The sequence below is a fragment of the Thermoactinomyces sp. FSL K6-2592 genome (assembly GCF_038006465.1).
Classification (GTDB): Bacteria; Bacillota; Bacilli; order Thermoactinomycetales; family Thermoactinomycetaceae; genus Thermoactinomyces; species Thermoactinomyces vulgaris.
The window spans coordinates 967,407-988,616 of record NZ_JBBOVH010000001.1; the positions used below are offsets into that span (position 1 = coordinate 967,407).

22 protein-coding genes, 1 riboswitch and 1 other annotated feature are annotated in these 21,210 nt (G+C 49.2%); of the genes, 21 read left to right on the forward strand and 1 reads right to left on the reverse strand.

Annotation, left to right across the window (positions count from 1 at the left end; genetic code table 11):
- The first annotated feature begins 139 nt into the window (after positions 1-139).
- The 3 genes from NYE37_RS05175 (at position 140) to NYE37_RS05185 (ending at position 2,555) form a co-directional block, all read left to right on the forward strand.
- A complete protein-coding gene (locus NYE37_RS05175; protein WP_340711852.1) occupies positions 140-1,243 on the forward strand; it encodes a M24 family metallopeptidase in 1,104 nt (367 codons plus the stop codon).
- A gap of 134 nt (positions 1,244-1,377) precedes the next feature.
- Complete coding sequence (locus NYE37_RS05180) at positions 1,378-1,821, forward strand: SACOL1771 family peroxiredoxin (protein WP_037994607.1); 444 nt, start codon at positions 1,378-1,380, stop codon at positions 1,819-1,821.
- 143 nt (positions 1,822-1,964) lie between these two features.
- Positions 1,965-2,555, forward strand: coding sequence for a DedA family protein (locus NYE37_RS05185; RefSeq protein WP_037994606.1), 591 nt, complete (start codon positions 1,965-1,967; stop codon positions 2,553-2,555).
- Between the two features lie 122 nt (positions 2,556-2,677).
- Here the strand turns inward: NYE37_RS05185 and NYE37_RS05190 are convergent, their stop codons facing one another.
- Positions 2,678-3,916, reverse strand: coding sequence for an MFS transporter (locus NYE37_RS05190; protein ID WP_037994603.1), 1,239 nt, complete (start codon positions 3,914-3,916; stop codon positions 2,678-2,680).
- Between the two features lie 170 nt (positions 3,917-4,086).
- Here NYE37_RS05190 and NYE37_RS05195 point away from each other — a divergent pair, with 170 nt between their 5' ends.
- From NYE37_RS05195 to NYE37_RS05280, 18 genes are all read left to right on the forward strand, one after another.
- Positions 4,087-4,275, forward strand: a complete 189-nt coding sequence (locus NYE37_RS05195) for a hypothetical protein (RefSeq protein ID WP_037994601.1) — start codon at positions 4,087-4,089, stop codon at positions 4,273-4,275.
- A gap of 75 nt (positions 4,276-4,350) precedes the next feature.
- Positions 4,351-4,872, forward strand: coding sequence for a YqeG family HAD IIIA-type phosphatase (locus NYE37_RS05200; protein ID WP_037994600.1), 522 nt, complete (start codon positions 4,351-4,353; stop codon positions 4,870-4,872).
- A 30-nt stretch (positions 4,873-4,902) separates the two neighbouring features.
- Positions 4,903-6,009: a ribosome biogenesis GTPase YqeH gene (gene yqeH / locus NYE37_RS05205; RefSeq protein WP_037994599.1), complete on the forward strand. Its 1,107-nt coding sequence runs from the start codon at positions 4,903-4,905 to the stop codon at positions 6,007-6,009.
- A gap of 27 nt (positions 6,010-6,036) precedes the next feature.
- A complete protein-coding gene (aroE, locus tag NYE37_RS05210; RefSeq protein WP_037994597.1) occupies positions 6,037-6,882 on the forward strand; it encodes a shikimate dehydrogenase in 846 nt (281 codons plus the stop codon).
- Positions 6,883-6,897: 15 nt separating this feature from the next.
- Positions 6,898-7,482, forward strand: coding sequence for a nicotinate-nucleotide adenylyltransferase (locus tag NYE37_RS05215; protein ID WP_037994596.1), 585 nt, complete (start codon positions 6,898-6,900; stop codon positions 7,480-7,482).
- The gene (gene yqeK, locus NYE37_RS05220; RefSeq protein WP_037994595.1) at positions 7,472-8,062 is read left to right on the forward strand and encodes a bis(5'-nucleosyl)-tetraphosphatase (symmetrical) YqeK; all 591 of its coding nucleotides are present in this window, start codon (positions 7,472-7,474) and stop codon (positions 8,060-8,062) included. The genes NYE37_RS05215 and yqeK overlap by 11 nt, the downstream gene beginning before the upstream one ends.
- The gene (rsfS, locus tag NYE37_RS05225) at positions 8,059-8,400 is read left to right on the forward strand and encodes a ribosome silencing factor (RefSeq protein ID WP_206759997.1); all 342 of its coding nucleotides are present in this window, start codon (positions 8,059-8,061) and stop codon (positions 8,398-8,400) included. Before yqeK ends, rsfS begins: the two co-directional genes overlap by 4 nt.
- A gap of 106 nt (positions 8,401-8,506) precedes the next feature.
- Positions 8,507-8,740, forward strand: a binding site (T-box leader).
- Positions 8,741-8,808: 68 nt separating this feature from the next.
- A complete protein-coding gene (leuS, locus tag NYE37_RS05230) occupies positions 8,809-11,271 on the forward strand; it encodes a leucine--tRNA ligase (RefSeq protein ID WP_049720363.1) in 2,463 nt (820 codons plus the stop codon).
- A gap of 133 nt (positions 11,272-11,404) precedes the next feature.
- Positions 11,405-12,037, forward strand: a complete 633-nt coding sequence (locus tag NYE37_RS05235; RefSeq protein ID WP_340711853.1) for a helix-hairpin-helix domain-containing protein — start codon at positions 11,405-11,407, stop codon at positions 12,035-12,037.
- 80 nt (positions 12,038-12,117) lie between these two features.
- Positions 12,118-12,232: riboswitch (SAM riboswitch) on the forward strand.
- A 101-nt stretch (positions 12,233-12,333) separates the two neighbouring features.
- Positions 12,334-13,482, forward strand: coding sequence for an aminotransferase class I/II-fold pyridoxal phosphate-dependent enzyme (locus NYE37_RS05240; RefSeq protein WP_082240634.1), 1,149 nt, complete (start codon positions 12,334-12,336; stop codon positions 13,480-13,482).
- Positions 13,483-13,498: 16 nt separating this feature from the next.
- The gene (locus tag NYE37_RS05245; protein WP_121874199.1) at positions 13,499-14,659 is read left to right on the forward strand and encodes an aminotransferase class I/II-fold pyridoxal phosphate-dependent enzyme; all 1,161 of its coding nucleotides are present in this window, start codon (positions 13,499-13,501) and stop codon (positions 14,657-14,659) included.
- Positions 14,660-14,747: 88 nt separating this feature from the next.
- Entirely contained in the window at positions 14,748-15,305 is a 558-nt protein-coding gene (dcd, locus tag NYE37_RS05250; RefSeq protein ID WP_037994582.1) for a dCTP deaminase, read from the forward strand.
- 63 nt (positions 15,306-15,368) lie between these two features.
- Positions 15,369-15,668: a DUF6881 domain-containing protein gene (locus tag NYE37_RS05255; RefSeq protein ID WP_049720360.1), complete on the forward strand. Its 300-nt coding sequence runs from the start codon at positions 15,369-15,371 to the stop codon at positions 15,666-15,668.
- A gap of 93 nt (positions 15,669-15,761) precedes the next feature.
- The gene (locus NYE37_RS05260; protein ID WP_198052678.1) at positions 15,762-18,185 is read left to right on the forward strand and encodes a DNA internalization-related competence protein ComEC/Rec2; all 2,424 of its coding nucleotides are present in this window, start codon (positions 15,762-15,764) and stop codon (positions 18,183-18,185) included.
- A gap of 96 nt (positions 18,186-18,281) precedes the next feature.
- Positions 18,282-18,839: an RNA polymerase sigma factor gene (locus tag NYE37_RS05265; RefSeq protein WP_037994578.1), complete on the forward strand. Its 558-nt coding sequence runs from the start codon at positions 18,282-18,284 to the stop codon at positions 18,837-18,839.
- Positions 18,821-19,510, forward strand: coding sequence for a hypothetical protein (locus tag NYE37_RS05270; RefSeq protein ID WP_037994576.1), 690 nt, complete (start codon positions 18,821-18,823; stop codon positions 19,508-19,510). Before NYE37_RS05265 ends, NYE37_RS05270 begins: the two co-directional genes overlap by 19 nt.
- Before the next feature lie 17 nt (positions 19,511-19,527).
- Entirely contained in the window at positions 19,528-20,553 is a 1,026-nt protein-coding gene (gene holA / locus NYE37_RS05275; protein ID WP_037994574.1) for a DNA polymerase III subunit delta, read from the forward strand.
- Between the two features lie 87 nt (positions 20,554-20,640).
- Complete coding sequence (locus NYE37_RS05280) at positions 20,641-21,210, forward strand: hypothetical protein (RefSeq protein ID WP_037994572.1); 570 nt, start codon at positions 20,641-20,643, stop codon at positions 21,208-21,210.

Here is a 21,210-nt window from a genome sequence, read left to right on the forward strand (position 1 = left end):
AATATTTTATAAATACTATATATTCCCTTATTTTTTCAATCGAAACCATTAATTTTTTGACAAATGACGGGCTTGACCGGTTAATTTGTTGGAAAAGGTTCGGTTGTGGTATGATTTGATTAAAAAAGAGGGAGAAAAAATGATCCAACAACAACGACTCGACCGGTTGACGGACTGGCTGAAAGCCGGAGGAATCGATGCGGCTTTTGTCCATTCGCCGGAGAATGTATATTATTTCACCAACTTTATGTGCCACCCCCATGAACGATTGTTGGGGTTATTTGTGTTTCCAGAAGCGGAATCTTTTTTGGTTTGTCCGAAAATGGAAGAACAAGCCGCGAGGGAAGCCGGTTGGACCGGTCACGTGATCGGCTATGATGATGCGGAGGACCCGTGGGCATTGATCCGTGAGGAGTGGAGCCGCCGTTCTTTCAAAAACCGTCTAAATATCGCGATCGAAGAACATGTGGTTTCCTACGCAAGGTCCCAAGAACTTCAAACCCTGGCGGAAGAAGTCCGGTTTTGCTCCTTGGACGAAACGCTGAACCAATTGCGTTTGGTCAAAGATGAGCGGGAACGGCAGATTTTGAAGGAAGCGGCCCTCTTGGCGGATGAAGCGGTGCAAGTCGGGATTGAGCATTTAAAAGAGGGTTGTACGGAGATGGACATCGTGGCACAAATTGAACTTGCCATGAAGAAAAAAGGCGTCGCCGCCATGTCTTTTCCCACCATGGTGTTATTTGGCGAGAAAACCGCATTGCCGCACGGAAATCCGGGGCTGAACCGCCTGAAAATAGGGGATTTGGTATTGTTTGACCTGGGGGTCGTCTGGAACGGATATTGTTCGGACATCACCCGGACGGTGGCGTTTGGATCGGCCGGTTCCAAACAACGGGAAATTTATTTGCTTGTCCAGGAAGCGCAACAAGCCGCCATCGATGCGGCACGGCCCGGTGTGCGCATGGGTGATCTGGATCAAATCGCCAGGAAAAAGATTTCCGATGCCGGCTATGGGGCTTATTTCACGCACCGGTTGGGGCACGGGCTCGGAATCAGTGTTCATGAATATCCTTCCCTTCACGGGAAAAATGACCATCCTCTGAAAGAAGGAATGGTGTTTACCGTTGAACCGGGGGTTTATGTTCCCGGAGTCGGCGGGGTCCGGATTGAAGACGATGTTTATATTGCCAAAGACGGCGCGGAACTGTTGACTTCCTTCCCCAAAGACCTGATCTTTGTGTGAGACTTTCAAGGGTTGTTCACTGGTATTGGTTTTGATTCTTGTTAAAATGGATTTATTAACAAACGAAGGTGGAAGCTGAAAGTAACGAACCATTGATGCAGATGATTTCATATAAAAAAGACAGGTGATGAAAAATGGCACGACATCATTTTCATTTGAAGGCAAGCTGGGATGGAGGCAGAAACGGGCAAGGCACGATTGAAGCGGGAAACTTGAAACAGACGATTTCCATTCCAAAAGAGATGGACGGCCCCGGTGTCGGAACCAATCCGGATGAAATGTTGATCGGTGCGGCCGCCACGTGTTATCTCATCACGTTGGCGGCGATGATTGAAAGAGGAAACATGCCGGTTCGTGAATTGTCGCTGGAAACCGAAGGCATTGTCCATGTGGATAAAAAATTCACCTTTGAAGCGATCATTCATCGCCCGAAATTGATTTTGGAAGAAGGAACGACGGACGAAGAGCTGAAAAAAATCGAGCGGGCGGTGGAGTTGGCCGAGAAGAATTGCATGATTTCCAATGCGCTTCGGGGGAATGTACGGTTGGAAGTGGAAGCGGAGGTCGTCAAGCATTAGATAAGCCGGTTTCATTCATGTTTATTTCTTCTATTTGTAGTATGTTATAATGAAATCGAATTGTTGATAAGGTTCGGTTTTTTATTTCGAGAAAAAATCAGAGCGGCTGGCTTTGAAACATATAGTCAATGAGGAGTGGAGATATGCTGCAAACGGCATTGGACTTTCTGGAGAAATGTGGCGTATGGGGGCTTTTTGCAGCAACGGCGATTGAAGCTTCATCACTTCCGTTTCCCGGGGCGACTTTTGTTTTGATTTACGGGTATTTGATGGATGTGAGTACGTGGCAATTAGTGGCGATCAGTGCGCTGAACAGTCTGGTTTACGTCGTGTTCAGTTTGATTCCTTATTATATCGGGAAATATTTGGGAAATTTAACCCAGAAGAAATTTGATGAGAAAAAAGTGAAAAAAGCCCAGGAATGGTTCCAAAAGTACGGAGAGTGGAGCATCACCCTGTCACGTCCCACCGGATTTGGGAATTATATCTCTTATATATCCGGCATCAGCGATATTTCCATCTGGCGGTTCGGGCTTTTGAGTTATCTGGGTGTGTTCCCGTGGAATACGCTTTTGTTGTTTATCGGAAATTACGGGAGTTTGGAAACGGTTGAACATTTTCTTGCCATGACCCGAAAAGTCGGAGTGATGATCACCATTATCCTGGTGTTCGCTGCAGCCTTTATTTTGTGGTATTACTTAAAAAAAAACAAAGAACAGAAACAACACATCTGAAAAAGAATGCAGAAAATGAATGACGGATTCGGCGGTGACGATGACGGATGCACCCTGTCAGATGGAAAAAATTGAAAGGATTTGAGAATAAAAAGGAGCGGGAATATCCCGCTCCTTTTTCCTCAGGGCATCGATTGGGAACGGACCGGAATGGTTCGTGCCTCGAACTTTTTCAGCGGATAAGAGACAAAGGTGGCAACGGTGCTGGCGACTGCGGCGATGATATAAACCCATTGCACGGAAAAGTGGTCGGCAACCCAGCCCATCAAAAAGCAGGAAGTGCCGTATGCAACACAACATAACGCATATTGCGCCGAAAATACTTTCGGCATGGTGTCCAGCGTGGTGTGGAGTTGATACAGTGTCTTTTTGGCCACGCCTTTTGCCTGATAGGGAAAACCGAGCAAAAAGATGGTGATGAGCGAAATGACAGGGAACGTGACGAAACCGAAAATGAGTTTGAACAAGATGGAAGCAAAACCTGAAAATATTAATATTTTGTATAATCTTTTTTCAATGGAGTGGCTGTAACGAATCACCAACATTCCGCCGATCATCGTGCCCAAAAAGTAACTGCTGTTGATAAACCCCCACCAGGTATGCTGCTCGTGCAACACTTTGTCGACAAAAGTCAGGGTGATGGCGCCGATCCATACCGATGAAGCGGTGTAATCGAGAAAATCGATCGCTGCAAGCCTTTTCAGAACCGGATGATTGAATAACAGCAGCCAACCCTCTTTCATCGCTTTCCGGTGAGATGTTTTTTCAGGCGAAACCCTTTCTTTGTGATGGGGATCATGAATGAAAAACAAAGAAAGGGTGGAAATGAGAAAACAAACGGCAGTCAGCCAAAGCACCTGATGGGCCCCAAGCAATTCAACCAACAACCCTCCGGCTCCCCAGCCGACCAGCAAGACGGTTTGGTCCGAAGTGGATAAAAGGCCGTTGGCTTTCACCAGTTGCTCTTTGGTGACCAGACGCGGAACCAGTGAATTTCTTGCCGGGTTGGTCCATCCGTCAAAAAAAGCAAGGAGAATGATAAACAGCCAAATGACGAGCGTCAATGACGCGGAGTCCTTCCACCAATCGATGCTCAAGATCAAAAGTCCCAACAAAAGGGTCTGGCTCCCTTGGGAAGTGATGAGCAAAGGGAGCAGCCGGTAACGTTCCAGTAACAGAGGCGAGATGATGCCGCTGATAAACTTGGCGATGATGCGAATGACCGGGATGAAAGCTGATATCGCGGCAGATCCCGTCTTTCCGTAAATCAGGGTGACAATGGCCAGCATGTAAAATGAATCCGCCAAATTAGCCAAAGATTGTCCCAACCACAAAAATTTGAATGAGTATGAATAATTCATCGCCTGAACCTCATGGAATATATTTTTTGTAAAAAGATTTGCTATACAAATAAAATTATAACATTAGCAAGGGCGGTGTACCAGCGATTTATCCGATGATTTGGTTGAATGTGCTTGGGACTCGAAGTAAAATCGAAATGGAAAATCGCAAAAAAATTAGGAGGATCGGTATGCGTTCCAGATATGTGATTGAACGGGTCGGTGAACTTTTGGAGGATAAAGGGTATAATGTGATAGATCAAGATGCGGATGAAGTGATTGCATGGTTTCAATATTTATCCGATGCCGATTTGTTCCTAGCCGTTTTGGAGGAACAAGAGAAAATCGGGAAAGAGCAAGAAGCGAATTTGGACCGGTGAGGAGTTTTTGAAAACAGTTTTATGCCTGTGATATATTATTTGCCGATAAGCTTTGAATGGACGGTGTAGCCTTTGTTGAAACAAATGATACCTGATTTGTATGTTCAATCGATCTATGAGATTGATTTTGCCGCACTGAAAAAGCGCAATATCAAGGCAGTCATTGTGGATTTGGATAACACCTTGGTGGAATCGACACGCCCCGATGCCACCCCGGAGTTGGTGGAGTGGCTGAAAGAAGTGCAACAAATGGGATTAAAAGTGATGATCGTATCCAATAATACCAAAACCCGGGTTTCCCAATTTGCTGATCCGCTTGGAATCCCTTATATTCATGCGGCCAAAAAACCGTTTTCTGCTGCGTTTCGCCGCGCGCTCAAAGAGTTGGGGGTTTCCAAACAGGAAACGGTTGTGATCGGGGATCAGTTGTTGACGGATGTGCTGGGCGGAAACCGGATGGGCTTTTTCACCATCTTGGTGGTGCCGGTTTCCGAAGTCGACGGGTTTTTCACGCGAATAAACCGGAGGGTCGAACGGTTTGTCTTTCATTTGTTGGAAAAGAAGGGGTTGATTCCCTGGGATATTCATAAAAGTTGAAAAGAAACGGACAAGAAAGGAGTCAGATGATTGGATTCAGAAACGAAACATTGTGAAGGATGCGGAATTGCCCTGCAAACCGAAGATCCGGATCAAGCGGGATATATCCCTGAACAAGCGTTGACGCGGGAAGTGGTTTTGTGCAAACGTTGTTTCCGGATTCGCCATTACGGGGAAATGGCCAAAGTGGAACAAGATCCGGATGCGTATCTTCATCGCCTGGACGAAATTGCCCGCAGTGAGGGCTTTGTGGTATGGGTGGTGGATCTGTTTGATTTCGCCGGAAGTTGGATTCCGGGATTGGCTCGCCGGATCGGAAATCTTCCGGTTTTGATTGCGGCCAATAAAGTGGATTTATTCCCGCCCAGCGTGAAACGGGAACGGCTTAGGGGATGGATTTTTCAGTCGGCAAAAAAGTTGGGGATTCGTCCGGTGGATGTGGTGTTGATCAGTGCAGAAGTTGGGATTGGCATCCGGCAGGTGATGGAAGCGATTGAATTTTACAGAGATCACCGGGATGTCTACATGATCGGAACGACCAACGTGGGAAAATCGACCCTGATCAATCAAATTCTGAAAAAAGCCAAGCTCACGGAAAAAGAGATCATCACCACTTCTCCTTACCCGGGAACGACTTTGGACGCCATCCGGATCCCGTTGGAAGACAGGAAATTTTTGGTCGACACACCGGGGATTGTCCGGGAGGACCGGGTGAGCGAATGGGTGGAGCCCGGGGAATTGAAATCGGTGATTCCCCACAAAACGATCAAGCCGCGGGTGTATCAGTTGAATGATCAACAAACGTTGTTTTTCGGAGGATTGGTCCGCTTTGACTTTGTCCGGGGAAACAGACAGTCGTTTGTTTGTTATTTATCCAATCAGTTATACATTCACCGGACGAAATTGGAAAAAGCGGATGAAGTGTGGGACAAACACCGCGGAAAATTGTTGTCCCCGCCCAAACGTCCGGACAATTTGCCGCCTTTGAAAAAGCACGTGATCCATTTAAAAGGGGAGAAGAAGACGGACATTGTCATTCCCGGCTTGGGATGGGTGGCGTGTGGTAAGAATGCGGTGTGGGTTGAAGTTTATGCTCCGGAGGGGACCGGAGTGAGCACCCGTCCGTCCATTATATAAATAAAGAAAAAAGAGGGGGGAGCCCAAGTGGACAGTCAAACAGGACTTCTGGCGCTGATCGGGGATCCGGTCGGCCACTCCAAGTCACCGGAGATGATGAACCGGGCGTTAGAGAGCCATGGATTGCCTTATGTATACCTGGCTTTTCAAGTGGCACCGGAACGGTTGAAGGAAGCGGTGGATGGATTTCGGGCCCTCGGGGTGAAAGGATGGAATGTGACCATCCCTCACAAAGTGGCGATCATGAAACATTTGGACGCGATCGATGAATCGGCCCGGGCGATCGGCGCGGTCAACACCGTCGTGTGTGAAGAAGGAAAATGGGTGGGATATAATACCGACGGGCCCGGTTATTTAAGGTCGCTGAAAGAAGAGTGGGATCTTCCCTTTTCCGGGCTGAAAGCCGTGATATTGGGAGCCGGCGGGGCCGCCCGGGCGGTCGGGTATGCTTTGGCAACCGCAGGTGTTCCTGAAATTTCCATCGCAAACCGGACGGTGGAAAAAGCAGAAGCCCTGGCAAACCACTTGTCTTCGTTTACCCAAACCCGGGCTGTTTCTTTAAAAGAAGGAAAAGATGTGATTGAAAAAGCCGATTTGGTGATCAATACCACATCGGTGGGCATGCACCCCGACCGGGATGCAACACCGGTACCGGCAGAATGGTTCCACGAAGGCCAATATGTGAGCGATTTGATTTATCATCCGCGGGAGACCGCGCTGTTAAAAGGGGCCAAACAACAGGGAGCCAAGGTGCATGAAGGATTGGGCATGCTGGTTTATCAGGCGGCGATCGCCTTTGAAAAATGGACGGGCGTCCCCGCACCCGTTTCCTTGATGAAGCAAGCATTGGCCAATTCCTTAAAAGATGATTAAAGGATGAATGATGGTATGAAGGTAGGGATTTTTGGAGGCACTTTTGATCCCATCCATTTCGGGCACTTGTTGCTCGCCGAACAAGCACGGGAAGCAGCATCCCTCCATGAGATTTGGTTTATCCCTGCGGGCGAGCCCCCGCACAAGCAAGGAAAACCGGTCACCCCGGCCATGGAGCGAAAAAAAATGGTGGAGCTGGCAATCGAGGGGCATCCGCAATTTAAAGTCAATCCGATCGAGTTGATGCGCTCCGGCCCCTCCTATACGGTGGACACGATCATGGAGCTGAAAAAACAAAATCCTCATGTTGAGTTTTTTCTGCTAGTGGGGGCGGACATGGTGAAAAATTTACCAAAATGGTATAAAATAAAGGAAATCATACAAAATGTTCAAGTGATCGGTCTTGGACGCCCCGGGTTTGATCACGATGCGTTGCCGGAATATATTGAAGAACGTTTGATGTGGATTCCGGACGCCGTGGAAACCAATATTTCCTCAAGCATCATACGCGAGCGCCTCATGCTGAACCGGTCGGTTCGTTATCTTGTCCCCGATTCCGTATACAAATATATAAAGGAGCAAGGGTTGTATGGATCTTGAGTATTTAAAGCAAGCTACAAAGAAAGAGTTGCCTCAAAAAAGATGGGAGCATACCCTTCGTGTTGCAGAAACGGCCGTTCAACTGGCCAGGCGGGAGGGAGTGGATCCGCACAAAACGGAAGTGGCTGCCATTTTGCATGATTTTTGCAAGTTTTGGCCCGGGGAAGTACTGACCGAGTGGATTTTACAAGAAAACGAGCGGCAGGACTTGCTCCTGTACAACAAAGAATTGTGGCATGGCCCCGTTGGCGCGGCCGTGGCCCGGAAACGGTTCGGGATTGAGGATGAGACGGTCTTGAATGCGATCCGGTACCATACCTCCGGCCGCCCTGACATGTCGAAAATGGAAAAGATCATTTTTCTGGCCGATTATATTGAGCCGGGCCGACAATTTCCCGGGGTGGAGGAAGTCCGGAGGATTGCGGAAAAAAGCCTGAATCTGGCCGTGCTTCAATCATTGGACAACACCATTGTCTTTTTGATCGAAAAAGGCCGGAAGGTTTATCCGCTTACACTCGATGCACGCAATCACATGCTGGATCAGATTGCCCAAAAGGATTCAAGGGAGGAATCTGTTTGAAAGTCGTGGAAATCGCTCAGTTAGCAGCCACCGCTGCCGAGGAGAAAAAAGCACAAGATGTCACGGTTCTGGATATTCGCGGATTATCCGTCTTTGCGGATTATTTTGTGATCTGTCACGGAAATTCGCAAACACAAGTTCAAGCAATCGCCACTGCAATCAAAGAAAAATTATTGGAAAACAACGTGGAACTCAAAGGGATGGAAGGTTATCAGGATGCCCGTTGGGTTCTGATGGATCTCGGTGATGTGGTTGTCCATGTTTTCCACAAAGATGATCGTGAATTTTACGGCTTGGAGCGCTTGTGGGGCGACGCCAGGCAGGTCCATGTCCAATAGGTCGGGTTTGTATGAAAAACAGGCGGTCCGTCCGCGTTGAAATTGGAGAAAAATGTTGACACGGATCTGTTTGTTTTCATATAATCTTAAAAAACAACTTTTGAATGCGACAGCGATGATGAGGAGTAGTAATTTGCCCTCTCCCGGCTCAGAGAATTGACGGATGGTGCGAGTCAATCCGGGAAGCAAATGAACTCGCCTCATTGCTCCAAAGAGGAACGCGGTCACGTCAGTACTTTTTGGCGGTTCATCCCCGTTACCGGATCCATGAGGGAGTGTTTTTTGAAACACTAATTAGGGTGGTACCGCGGGAATTTGGAAACAACCTCTCGTCCCTAGCCGAAGATGCTGGGGGTGGGAGGTTTTTTAATTGATCGCATGAAATCAGATTGATGGAGGTTTACAGGCATGAAGGAGTACTCTCCAAGGGAAATTGAAGCCAAATGGCAAGAACATTGGAGAAAAACAGAGCTTTATCAAACGGGTGAGGATACAAACAAACCGAAATATTATGTGCTGGAACAGTTCCCTTATCCTTCCGGGGAAGGGTTGCACATGGGACACACACGGGTCTATTCGATTGGCGATGTGGTGGCACGGTTCAGGCGGATGAACGGTTATAACGTGTTGCACCCAATGGGGGCGGATGCCTTCGGATTGCCGGCTGAAAACGCAGCGATCCAGCGTGGCGTGAATCCGCGGGAATGGACGCTGAACAACATGGAACGCATTCGCCGCGAACAATCGCTTTTGGGTGCTTCTTACGATTGGGACCGTTATGTGGGAACTTGTCTCCCGGATTATTACAAGTTCAACCAATGGTTGTTTTTGCTTTTCTATGAGCGTGGACTGGCTTACCGGAAAAAAGCGATGGTCAACTGGTGCCCGTCCTGCGGTACGGTTTTGGCCAATGAACAAGTGGAAGAAGGAAAATGCTGGCGCTGTGATTCGGAAGTGATCAAAAAAGAGCTGGAACAATGGTTTTTCAAGATTACCGATTATGCAGACCGTTTGCTGGAGGGACTGGACCGTTTGCCGAAATGGCCGGAACGGGTCAAAGCCATGCAACGCAACTGGATAGGCCGCAGCGAAGGGGCGCACGTCACGTTTACGGTGCCGGAGCTGTCCGATGAAAAAATCACGGTCTTCACCACCCGTCCGGATACGTTGTACGGTGTCAGTTACTTGGTGTTGGCTCCGGAGCATCCGCTGGTTCCCCGGCTGATCAAAGGAAAAGAAAACGAAGCCGGGATTCTTGAGTTTATCAACCAAACCCAAAAACAATCCGAAATTGAACGGACCAGCAACGATGCCGAAAAAGTGGGCCATCCGACAGGAGCGTATGCCCAACATCCATTGACGGGAGAGGCCATCCCGATCTGGGTGGGCAACTATGTGTTGATGGATTACGGAACGGGCGCTGTCATGGGGGTACCGGCTCATGACGAGCGGGATTTCGCGTTTGCGTCCAAATACCAATTGCCGGTGAAACCGGTCATCCGTCCGGAAAATGAGGAACTCAGCGAACCGTTGCGTGAAGCATACACCGGAGACGGCGTGTTGGTTTCTTCGGGCCAATTTGACGGCATGAAAAACCGGGAAGCCATCCATGCGATTGCGAAGTTCCTGGAAGAACGGGGACAAGGGAAATGGACGGTGAATTACCGGTTGCGGGATTGGTTGATTTCGCGGCAACGCTACTGGGGAACGCCAATCCCGGTGGTTTACTGCGATGATTGCCATATCGTGCCGGTTCCCAAGGATCAATTACCGGTTCTGCTGCCGGAAGATGTTGTTTTTGACGGGAAAAACAATCCGCTTGCCACTTCGGAAAGTTTTGTGCACACCACTTGCCCGAAGTGCGGAAAACCGGCCCGCCGCGAGACGGACACGATGGACACCTTTGTGGACTCTTCGTGGTATTTCTTGCGGTATACTGATCCGCATAATGAAGAAATCCCGTTTGCAAAAGAGAAAGCAGACCGCTTTATGCCGGTTGACGAATATATCGGCGGCATCGAGCATGCGGTGTTGCACCTGCTTTATTCCCGGTTCTTTACCAAAGTGTTTTATGATGCCGGCATGGTTTCGTTCGATGAGCCGTTTGAAAGCTTGTTGACACAGGGAATGGTGTTGAAAGACGGGTTTAAAATGTCCAAATCCAAAGGAAATGTGGTCAGTCCTTTGGAAATTGTGGAGAAATACGGTGCGGATACCGCCCGCCTCTTCATCCTGTTTGCGGCGCCCCCTGACCGCGATCTGGATTGGAGTGAATCCGGTGTGGAAGGGGTTCACCGTTTCTTGAACCGGGTATGGCGTCTGGTCGTACAGAACGAAGAGCTGTTCAAGCAACCGGTCCCGTCTGGTGCGAAAGCGGATGGCAAAACCAAAGAGTTGCGCCGTCTCTTGCATCAAACCATCAAAAAAGTGACCATTGAAATCGGGGAAAGAAACCACTTCAATACCGCGGTGAGCGCGATTATGGAGCTGGTCAACGGATTGTACCAACATGCGGGCGAAACGGATCCCGCCTTGTACAAAGAAGCGTTGGAGACGCTCGTGGTCTTGCTCGCTCCGTTTGTGCCCCATATATCGGAAGAATTGTGGTCCGTGATGGGGAAAGAAGGAAGTGTCCACCAGACAGCGTGGCCGTCTTATGATGAATCGGCGCTGGTCTTGGATGAAGTGGAATTGGCTGTTCAGATCAACGGGAAAGTACGGGATAAAATCGTGGTGCCAACCCAGGCTTCCCGGGAAGAGATTGAAAAACAAGCGCTCGACAATGAACGGATTAAACATTGGACGGAAGGAAAAACGGTGCGTAAAGTGATCGTTGTGCCCGGAAAATTGGTGAATATTGTGGTGAAATAGATGACCACAGAAAAAACGGTTCGCCCATTTTGGCGGGCCGTTTTTTATTTGCTTTGGAAGAAGGTTTTTTTGTGGAATCATGGAATAATTTATAAAAGCATGTCCTTTGGCGAAAACGGAAAGGGGAAGGCCGATGGTGCAATGGGAGTGGGATTTTACTTCCCGGGAAAAGAAATGGATGATCTTGTCGGGCGGTTTGGCATTGGCGTTGATCGTTTGCCTTGTTTTTATCTGGCAACAGGATGAAAACCCAAATGAATCAGCGTCTCCGCTCACTCCTTATCAGCCTGTGGAAGCGGACGCACCCGATTCGCCGGACACGGCTGAAGAAAAAAATCCATGGGTGATGATCGATGTGAAAGGAGCCGTCAAAAAACCGGGGATTTACCGTCTGGATCCGGAGTCCAGAGTGCATGACGCCATATTGAAAGCAGGCGGTGCCCGGTCCGATGCTGATTTGGACCAAGTCAATCTGGCCGAACGCCTGACAGACGGAAAAGTGGTTTACATTCCCAAAAAAGGAGAAACGCAGCAAGGGATGGCATGGATGAATCCGTCCGCAGACGGAACGGGCGGAAAAATTAACATCAATTTGGCGACGGCTGAAGAACTGCAACAATTAAACGGTGTGGGAGCCAAAAAAGCGCAAGCGATTGTGAGCTATCGTGAGGAAAACGGGCCCTTTCAAAGCATTGAAGAGATCTCCAACGTCCCCGGAATCGGAGAAAAAACACTGGAGCAGTTTCGTGAGCAAATCACTTTGTAGCTCCTTGACTTTTTATTTTGTGAATCGGTATAATGTTCATATCACTTACGGCAACAACTTCATATGGATCAGGAACGATTCTCTTATCCAGAGTGGCGGAGGGACTGGCCCGATGAAGCCCGGCAACCTCGGTGCAGATCAGTGTACCGGATGGTGCCAATTCCTGCAGAAACCCCGGTTTCTGAAAGATAAGAGAAGAAGCTTGAATTTGCGTGCGATTGTGTTCAGCATAAAAGCCTCTTCTCTTATGGGAAGAGGCTTTTTTCATGATTGTCAACATCAAGGGAGGGGCAGCCATGAGATTGGAAACCAGGTTGGCGCAGATCGGCAATAAAAAAGAAAGGACCACCGGCGCTGTCAGTTTTCCGGTCTATTTTTCAACCGCCTATGAGCATATCTCCGGAAAAAGTACAGGCTATGATTATTCGAGAACCGCCAATCCCACCCGTGAGGTGGTGGAAGCCAGCATCGCCGAATTGGAAGAAGGAGATGAAGGATATGCCTGTAGTTCCGGCATGGCTGCGATTCACACCGTGATGGGATTGTTTGAAAAAGGCGACCATTTCATAGTGTCGCTGGATTTATACGGCGGAACGTACCGGTTGTTTGAACAAGTTTTGTCACAATACGGGTTGACGTTTTCTTATGTGGATTTACGCAATCCGGAAGAAATCGCGGAAGCGCTCCAGCCGAACACCAAAGGCCTTTTTATCGAATCCCCCACCAATCCGCTCATGCAGGTGGTCGATATCCGGTCGTTGTGCCGATGGGCCCGGCAAAAAAATTTGTGTGTCATTGTGGACAATACGTTTATGACTCCCTTTTTCCAAAAGCCGCTGACGTTAGGAGCCGACATTGTGATTCACAGTGCCACGAAATACTTGGGCGGGCATAATGATGTGCTGGCCGGATTGATTGTGGCCAAAGGAGAAGAATGGACCGAACGCCTGCGGTTTGTCCACAATTCCATCGGGGCGGTGTTGGGCCCTTTGGATGCCTGGTTGTTGATGCGGGGAATGAAAACATTGGCGCTCCGGATGCAAAAACACCAGGAAAATGCACACAAGCTGGCCAAATTTTTGGCCGCACATCCCCAAGTGGAACAGGTTTTTCATCCGGCCTTCGATCCGGCCGGGCGAAAAATCCTGGATGAACAGGCGGAGGGATACGGAGGCATGATTTCATTCCATGTGAAAGATCCGGATCAAATCCCCTTTATCCTTAATCATTTGAAGATTATTACTTTTGCGGAGAGTTTGGGCGGAGTGGAAAGCCTGATGACTTATCCGGTCACCCAAACGCATGCCGATATTCCCGAAGAGGTGCGGAAAAAGGCAGGCGTGACCGACCGGTTGCTTCGTTTGTCGGTGGGGATCGAACATGCTGACGATTTGATGGATGATTTGGTTCAAGCTTTCCGACAAGCCGCTTCAAAGACGAAATAAAGAGAGGAGATAGATGATGAACTTTGAAACGCAACTGCTTCATAACGGAAATGAAGTCGATCCTGTAACCGGGGCAGTGGGGATTCCTCTTTATCAGTCATCCACCTTTCATCAAAATGTGGACCGGCCCGGGGAATTTGATTACACCCGTTCGGGAAATCCCACAAGAAAAGCGCTGGAGGACACCATTGCCAACTTGGAAGGCGGTGAACGGGGATTTGCCTTTTCCTCCGGGATGGCTGCCATCTCCACGGTGCTGTTGCTCTTCTCGCGCGGGGATCATCTGATTGTTTCCCGGGATGTTTACGGGGGAACGTTTCGTGTCCTGACACAAGTTTTCCGGCGGCTGGGCATTGAAACGACGTTTGTCGATACCACCCGGACCGGGGAAGTCGAACAAGCCATCCGGCCCCAAACCAAAGCGATCTATGTGGAAACCCCGTCCAATCCCCTGCTTAAGGTGAGCGATTTAAAAGAAATTATCTGGTTGGCAAAAAAACACCGATGTTTGACCATTGTGGACAACACCTTTTTAACGCCTTATTACCAACAGCCGCTGAAGTTGGGAGCCGATATCGTCATTCACAGTGCGACGAAATTTATCAGCGGACACAGTGATGTGCTGGCCGGGTTGGTGGTGGCCAAAGACAAAGAGATGGCGGAACGGCTGGAACTGTTGCAAAATGCGTTTGGTGCCGTATTGGGCGTCCATGATTCCTGGTTGGTGTTAAGGGGTCTGAAGACATTGAAAGTGCGGTTGGAACAATCCACGCAAAGCGCGGAAAAAATCGCGTTGTGGCTGAATCAGCATCCATTGGTGGAAAAAGTTTATTATCCCGGCCTCCCGTCAAATGAATGGCATGATTTGCAATGCCGGCAGGCGACTGGGCACGGAGCGGTTCTCTCTTTTGATGTGGGCAGCAAAGAAAAAGCCCGGCAAGTGTTGAAACGGGTCCAACTGCCGGTCGTTGCCGTCAGCCTCGGAGCGGTTGAAAGCATCTTGTCCTATCCCGCGGTGATGTCGCATGCTTCCATGCCGCCGGAAGCAAGGCAAAAGCGCGGCATCACCGACGGTTTGTTGCGGCTTTCGGTCGGATTGGAAAATGCGGAGGACCTGATTGGCGATTTGGCCGCTGCCCTTCAAGAAGAAACGGTTGTTTCTTTTTCTGGAAAATAATACGTCTTTTTCGGGAGACGTTTTTCTTTCAGCCGTCATCATGTAAAATGAGAAAGGAAAATTGATGTTAGAAGGGGTACGTAAAACGATGGCGATCAAATCAGACAAATGGATTCGGAAAATGGCAGAGCAATACAAAATGATTGAACCATTTATTGACCGGAATGTCGGGAAAGGAGAAGCGGTCAGTTACGGATTGAGCAGTTACGGATATGACCTCCGGGTCGCTGATGAGTATAAGATCTTTCACAATGCCTTAAACCCGGTGATTGATCCCAAAGCAATCGATTCGGATTCTTTTCTGGATTATAAAGGGGATGTGTGCATTATTCCGCCCAATTCATTTGCTTTGGCCCGGTCCGTGGAATATTTCCGCATTCCGGAGAACGTGCTGGCGATTTGTGTGGGTAAATCGACCTATGCCCGTTGCGGGATCATCACCAATGTGACCCCGCTTGAACCGGGATGGGAAGGATATGTGACCTTGGAGATTTCCAACACCACGCCTCTGCCGGCCAAAATTTACTCCAATGAAGGGCTTTGCCAGATTCTTTTCTTGGAAAGTGATGAGGACTGCGAAGTTTCCTACCGGACGAAAAAAGGAAAATATCAGTTCCAATCCGGTATTACATTGCCGAAAGTATAGCCATGCATAGAAAACGTGCGGGAAATCCGCGCGTTTTTTGCTGAAGGAGGCTGAAGGTTCAACATGAGCCGGAGAACTTACATCATGGTAGATCATGTTCATTGCCACGGCGACATGCCCGTGAGAATCTGTTCCGAACTGGACGAAAACCGGTACGAACTGCGAAAAGTGGAAGTGTTCCGGGACGGAAGCATTGGATATGCTTATGATGATATCGAGGCAGGTCCGACCGGATTGGGAAAGTTGCCGGTTCCGCCGCTGGAGGAGATCGCGCAAGACCCGTATGAAATCTTTTTTCCGAAGGAAATCACCCAAGAAGAGTTTGAACAAATTTGGAAGGAGATAGTGGAGGGCGCACGGTGAATCCGTGCGTTTTTTGGAGTGAAGATAGGCGGCCAAAAGGAAATCGTCGGAAAATGTCGAAAGGAATGGAAACGGAAGAAAGGAAGATGGGCATTGCAGCGTCCTTTTGTGGTTGCAGGAATTGCCTGGGGAGCCGGGATTTTGTTGGCGGACCGGATGGGGAACCATGCGGCTTTGTTCCTCGGACTGGCCGTTTCTTTCTTGCTTTCGGGCGTCTGCTATGATTACCTCTTTCGCAAGGGGCGGCCGGTTTGGATTTTTTTGTCGGCGCTGTTTTTGGCCGCTGCGCATTTTTCCTGGGTGGACGGGCAGAATCGGAGCCAAATCCCGTCAACGGTGGAAGGGGAAGAAATGACCGTCGCCGGAACCATCATTTCTTCGCCCGTCGTGGACGGGGATGTGCTCCGCTTTGACCTGAAACTGGACCGCTTGCAACCAAAGGATCGTGTGATCAACGGAAACCGGGAAAAAATCCGGGTTTTCCTTTCACTCCAATCAAAAGAAGAAGCGGAAAAGGCTGGACAATTGCGTCGTTATTCCCGGATTCGGCTTCCGGTCCGGATGGAAAAACCATCTCAACGTTCCAACCCGGGGGGAATGGACTACCGGGCTTATTTATTTCGGCAAAAAATTCATTGGACGGGAAAAGGAAAGGGTTTGCATTCTTTGGTGATGTTAAAAGAAGCCCCGCCACATCCGGTGGGATGGGTGGATGCATGGCGGAAGAAGTTGGCCGGACAATTGGAAAAACTGTATGACGAGCCGGTGTCCGGTTATTTGCGCGGCTTGCTGCTGGGGGAGCGCTTGGAAGTGGATCCGGACTGGGAACGGCAATACACCCGGTTGGGCTTGGTTCATTTGTTGTCGATTTCCGGATTGCATGTTACGGTTCTGACCGGGATCGTATATTATATTTTAAAATGGATCGGCCTGACCAGAGAAAAGGCGGCATGGGTTGTCCTCGGATTGCTGCCGGTCTATGCGGTTCTCACCGGTCTCGGAGCCCCGGTGGCCCGTGCGGCGGTCATGGCGGGGTTGACGATGGTTGCCTTGATTTTCCGCAAGCCGGGGGACAGTTTGTCCTTTTGGGGGATTGCTCTTTTGCTTCTGTTGGTGTGGGATCCCTATCAATTGTTTGAAGCCGGATTTCAGCTCAGTTTTTTGTTGACGGCCGGATTGATTGTCTGGACGGAACCGGTGTCCGGACAGCTCACATGGCTCCCCTCACCGCTTCGTTATCCGGTCGCAGGGAATCTGGTCGCGGAATGGCTGTCTTTTCCATTGGTGATTGATCACTTTCATGAATACTCTTTCATGTCTTTGCCCGCTAATCTGCTGTTTGCTCCCATCGTCAGTTTTGTCGTGCTTCCGGTCTCTTTGCTCCTTTTGGGGTTGAGCTGGATCTGGGAGTCCGGGAGCATGGGGGCGGCCAATGTGATGGAAACGGGGATCCGGATGATGCAGGGAGGGATGGAGTGGCTGAGTACATGGAAGGCATTTTGTCCGGCTTTTCCATCTCCTCCAGAGTGGTGGATCCTCCTTTACTATCTCTCTTCGGCGATGGCGCTTTGGTCATGGCTTCGGCGCGGAAAACCGGTTTTTCTTGCGGCAAGCGTGGCGGCACTCAGCCTGCTGTTGTGGGCGGAGCCGGGAAAAGAAGACGTTTTGGCACGCCTTGCTTTTCTGGATGTGGGCCAAGGGGATGCCACGGTCATTGAGACGGCAAACGGTCAAACCGTTTTGGTGGATGGAGGCGGCCATGTACGTTACGATAATCATGAAGCATGGCGAAGGCGAAAGCATCCGTTTCGGGTTGGCGAGGATGTGATTGTGCCTTACTTAAAATCACAAGGAATCCAAAAAATCGATTGGTTGATCCTGACACACGGCGACCAGGATCATATCAATGGATTATTGGATGTGATCCGGCGGTTTCCGGTGCAAAAAGTGGTGCGTAATGCCCGTTTGCCTGCAAATGAGGAGGAACGGCAACTCATGACGGAGCTCCACAGACAAAAAGTTCCGGTCTATGTGTCCCCTGTGGGCCGCACGTTGGAAATTGAAAGGGGAACGGGGTTTGCGTTTTTGCACCCGGATCCGGTCCGGCATGGAGGCAAAGGGGAAGCAACCAACGAAGATTCGGTGGTCTGTTTGTTTTCCGTTCACGGCATCAACGTTTTGTTTCCCGGAGACATCGGCACGGAGACAGAAAAAAGGTTGCTTCAACGCTGGCGTTGGCCGGCAGTGGATATTTTAAAAGTCGCCCATCACGGCAGTGGCTCTTCCACCCATGAAACCTGGCTGGACGTGCTCAAGCCCAAGCATGCGGTGATTTCGGCCGGACGTTACAACACCTATGGACATCCTGCCCCGGAAGTGATTTCGCGGTTGGAGAAAAGAGGCATTTCCATTTGGCGGACCGATCAACAAGGAGCTGTGATCTTTGAGATCGGGAAGAAGGGAATGACCGTCAGTTCCGTCAGGGATGCAACCCGGAAGATGTTCCATTTAAAATGAATCCGTTTTTTCTTTATACTACTTTTGTATACATAAATCTCCTGTTTGCAACTAACATGTGGGAAAATAGGTCAATAAATATGGGGGGTTATTTTTTTGCTTGACTCGGAATTGATTCAGCGGGCACAGGCAGGGGAGCGAAAAGCACTGGTTGAGATTTTGCGACAGTTGGAAACGCCGCTCTATCGCACTGCTTACTACATCATGGGGAATGAACAGGATGCGCTGGATGCAACCCAGGAAGCATTGCTGAAAGTGTATCGGTATTTGCCTTCGTATAAAGGGGATGCCATGATTTACACGTGGGCGCAACGCATTGTCACTAATGTGTGTATGGATATGTTTCGCAAACGGAAGAAGGTGGTGTTCATGGAGGAGGATTTTGTTCAGGAAGATTACCATGCAGGCAAAGAGATAGAAAAGGGCGCCATCATCTCCGATTTAAAGCAAGCGATCCGGCGTCTTCCGATGCCCCAGCAAACAGCGATTATTCTACGGTATGTCCAGGACTATAATTACAAGGAAATTTCAGAAGCCATGAATTTGCCGTTAAATACGGTGAAATCTCATTTGTTCCGGGGACGGAAACAATTGCAAAAGTGGTTGTCCGAATATCAGGAAGGAGGGGATTACCTGTGGCGGATGAAAAAATAAACGAATGGGTGCAACGTGATCTGGATGATGATTTGTCAGAAGCGGAAAAAAAGATGCTAAACAAACATCTGGCAGAATCAGTGAAAGATCGCGAGAACGCTGAGAAGCTGATGGAGGTTTCGCGTCAGCTGTCCCTTCTTCCCAAAGTGGATCCACCCCGCGATATTGTGGGCGATGTCTTGGCTCAAATCGATCAAGAGGAGGCTTCCCGTCTGAAGAGAGAAGCTTCCGTCCGGCGCCGGTTTGGATGGCCGCTGGCGGCAAAGGCATTGGCGGCAGTGGTGGTGATCGGTTTCATTGGCTTTTATGCGTGGATGAATTTTCAACCGGCGGAGAAAGAAAACGGAACCTTCATGGGAGATTCCACCCCGAAGGAAGAAGTGAATGTCCTGATGGAGAAAACGGATGGTCCGGCACCGGACGGGGAATCCGGTGCACAAGTTTGGTCGCCGGATGAAACCTATCAGGCGGAATGGAGACAAGGAACGCTGGTTGTCACCAAAGCGGACGGGACCATTCAATTTGAGCGTTCTTTTGCGGGAACGGGTGCGCGTTTGCAAAAAATCGAGTGGTTGACCGATCAAACCCTGAAAATGACCATTCAGGAAGACCAAAAAGCTCCTCAATCGATCACCATTGATGTGGAGAAAAAGGAAGAAGTTCATCATTAGGGCAAGAGGTGGAACAAGTGGATCATTCCCGTTTGGAAGAATTGAAAAGAAAAGGGCCGCATCCGGTATATTTGCTTTACGGAACCGAGTCTTTTTTGATCGAGGAAACGGTTCGGTGGATGAAAACCAATTGGATGCCTGCCGATGATCCGTTTGGCAACATGATCGCTTTTGATCTGGAGGAAACGCCGGTTCAAATGGTGGTCCAAGAGGCGGAAACACTCCCTTTTTTTGGTGACCGGCGGTTTATTGTCGGGCATCATGCCCATTTCCTCACAAGCGAAAAAAAGGCTGCGGGGATTCAGCATGATGCGGATGCCTTGCTGAAGTACCTGGAAGATCCTCTTCCATCCAGCATTCTTGTGCTGACGGTTTATTCCGAGCAACTGGACAAGCGAAAAAAAGTGGTAAAGGCCTTGCAGAAAAAAGCCTTTACCCTTTCGTTTCCCCCTCTGAAAGGGAAGGAATTGACGGATTGGGTAAAAGGGCGGTTTGCAGCACATCAAGTTGCCATCGATCCTTCCGCATTGAAAGAGTTGGTTCTTTTGGTCGGAGAGAACTTGCAATTGTTGAATCAAGAATGTATGAAGCTGGTCACTTACGCGGGAAGGGGAGGAACGGTGACGCGGCAAACGGTGTCAGAGCTTGTCCCGCGGACACTGGAGCATAATATATTTAAACTGACGGAAAAGATGGCCGAGCGGAAAATTGATCAGGCGCTCATGGTTTGGCAGGATTTGTTGTTTCAAAAAGAAGAGCCGATCCGGATTCTTGCCTTGATGATCCGGCAAATCCGGTTGATGTTGCAAGTCAAAGCCCTGGCAAAGAAAGGGATGCCCGAAAAAGAGATGGCGGGTTTCTTGAAAGTCCACCCTTATCCGGTGAAACTGGCCTTGAAAAACGGTGCCAAATTTACAGAGGACCAACTGCGGCAATTTTTGATTTCCGCCATCGCCACCGACCAGGATATCAAATCCGGAAAAGCGGATAAGGAACTGGCGGTTGAACGGTTACTGTTCGCCATTCATCATTCCTTTGCTTGAAGAAGATGTGCCGATCCTGTTTCCTTCATCAACACAGCAATGCTAAGATACTAAAGAGAAGGGAAGCTGTGGAAGGAGTTGATCAAAATGGATCCGGCAAAACGGAATGAACTGCGTAAAAAGCAGCGGATTTATACCAATGTGCTCATTCTCGTCTATCTGGGGATTCTTGCTTTGCTGTCTCTGGCACAACTGTCATCGCTTGTGATCTACACGCTTTTGGGCATTTTGTGTTTTCTTGTTGCACTCAGCAGCTTTTGGCTGAAAACCTTTCACCCGACCTTGCTGCTTTTTCCGGGGATGAAAGAATTGATCCGGTACGAGAAAGAAAAGCTGGGTGAAACTTGGAAGAAATATCATCTGTCATCGGTGATTTTGGCCGTTGTGTTGGGGATCTTTTTCTTGGGGCAGGCTTGGTTTCGCCAGGATTTGTACTTTTTGGAAGGGATCCCGGTTTGGTATATCGCGGTTTTCATCGTGGGAGTGTTTCTGATCGGGAATTTGAGTTTGATTGCCCATGCCCGCCGCTTTGACCGGTTGTCGGCGGAACAAATCCGTGTACATGCGTCAGAGCGGAGTTTGTTTACCGTTATTTTTGCTTGTGTTGTATTAGGCATGACGTTGTTGGGATCCGTTTTTATCCTGCTCATTTCTTGA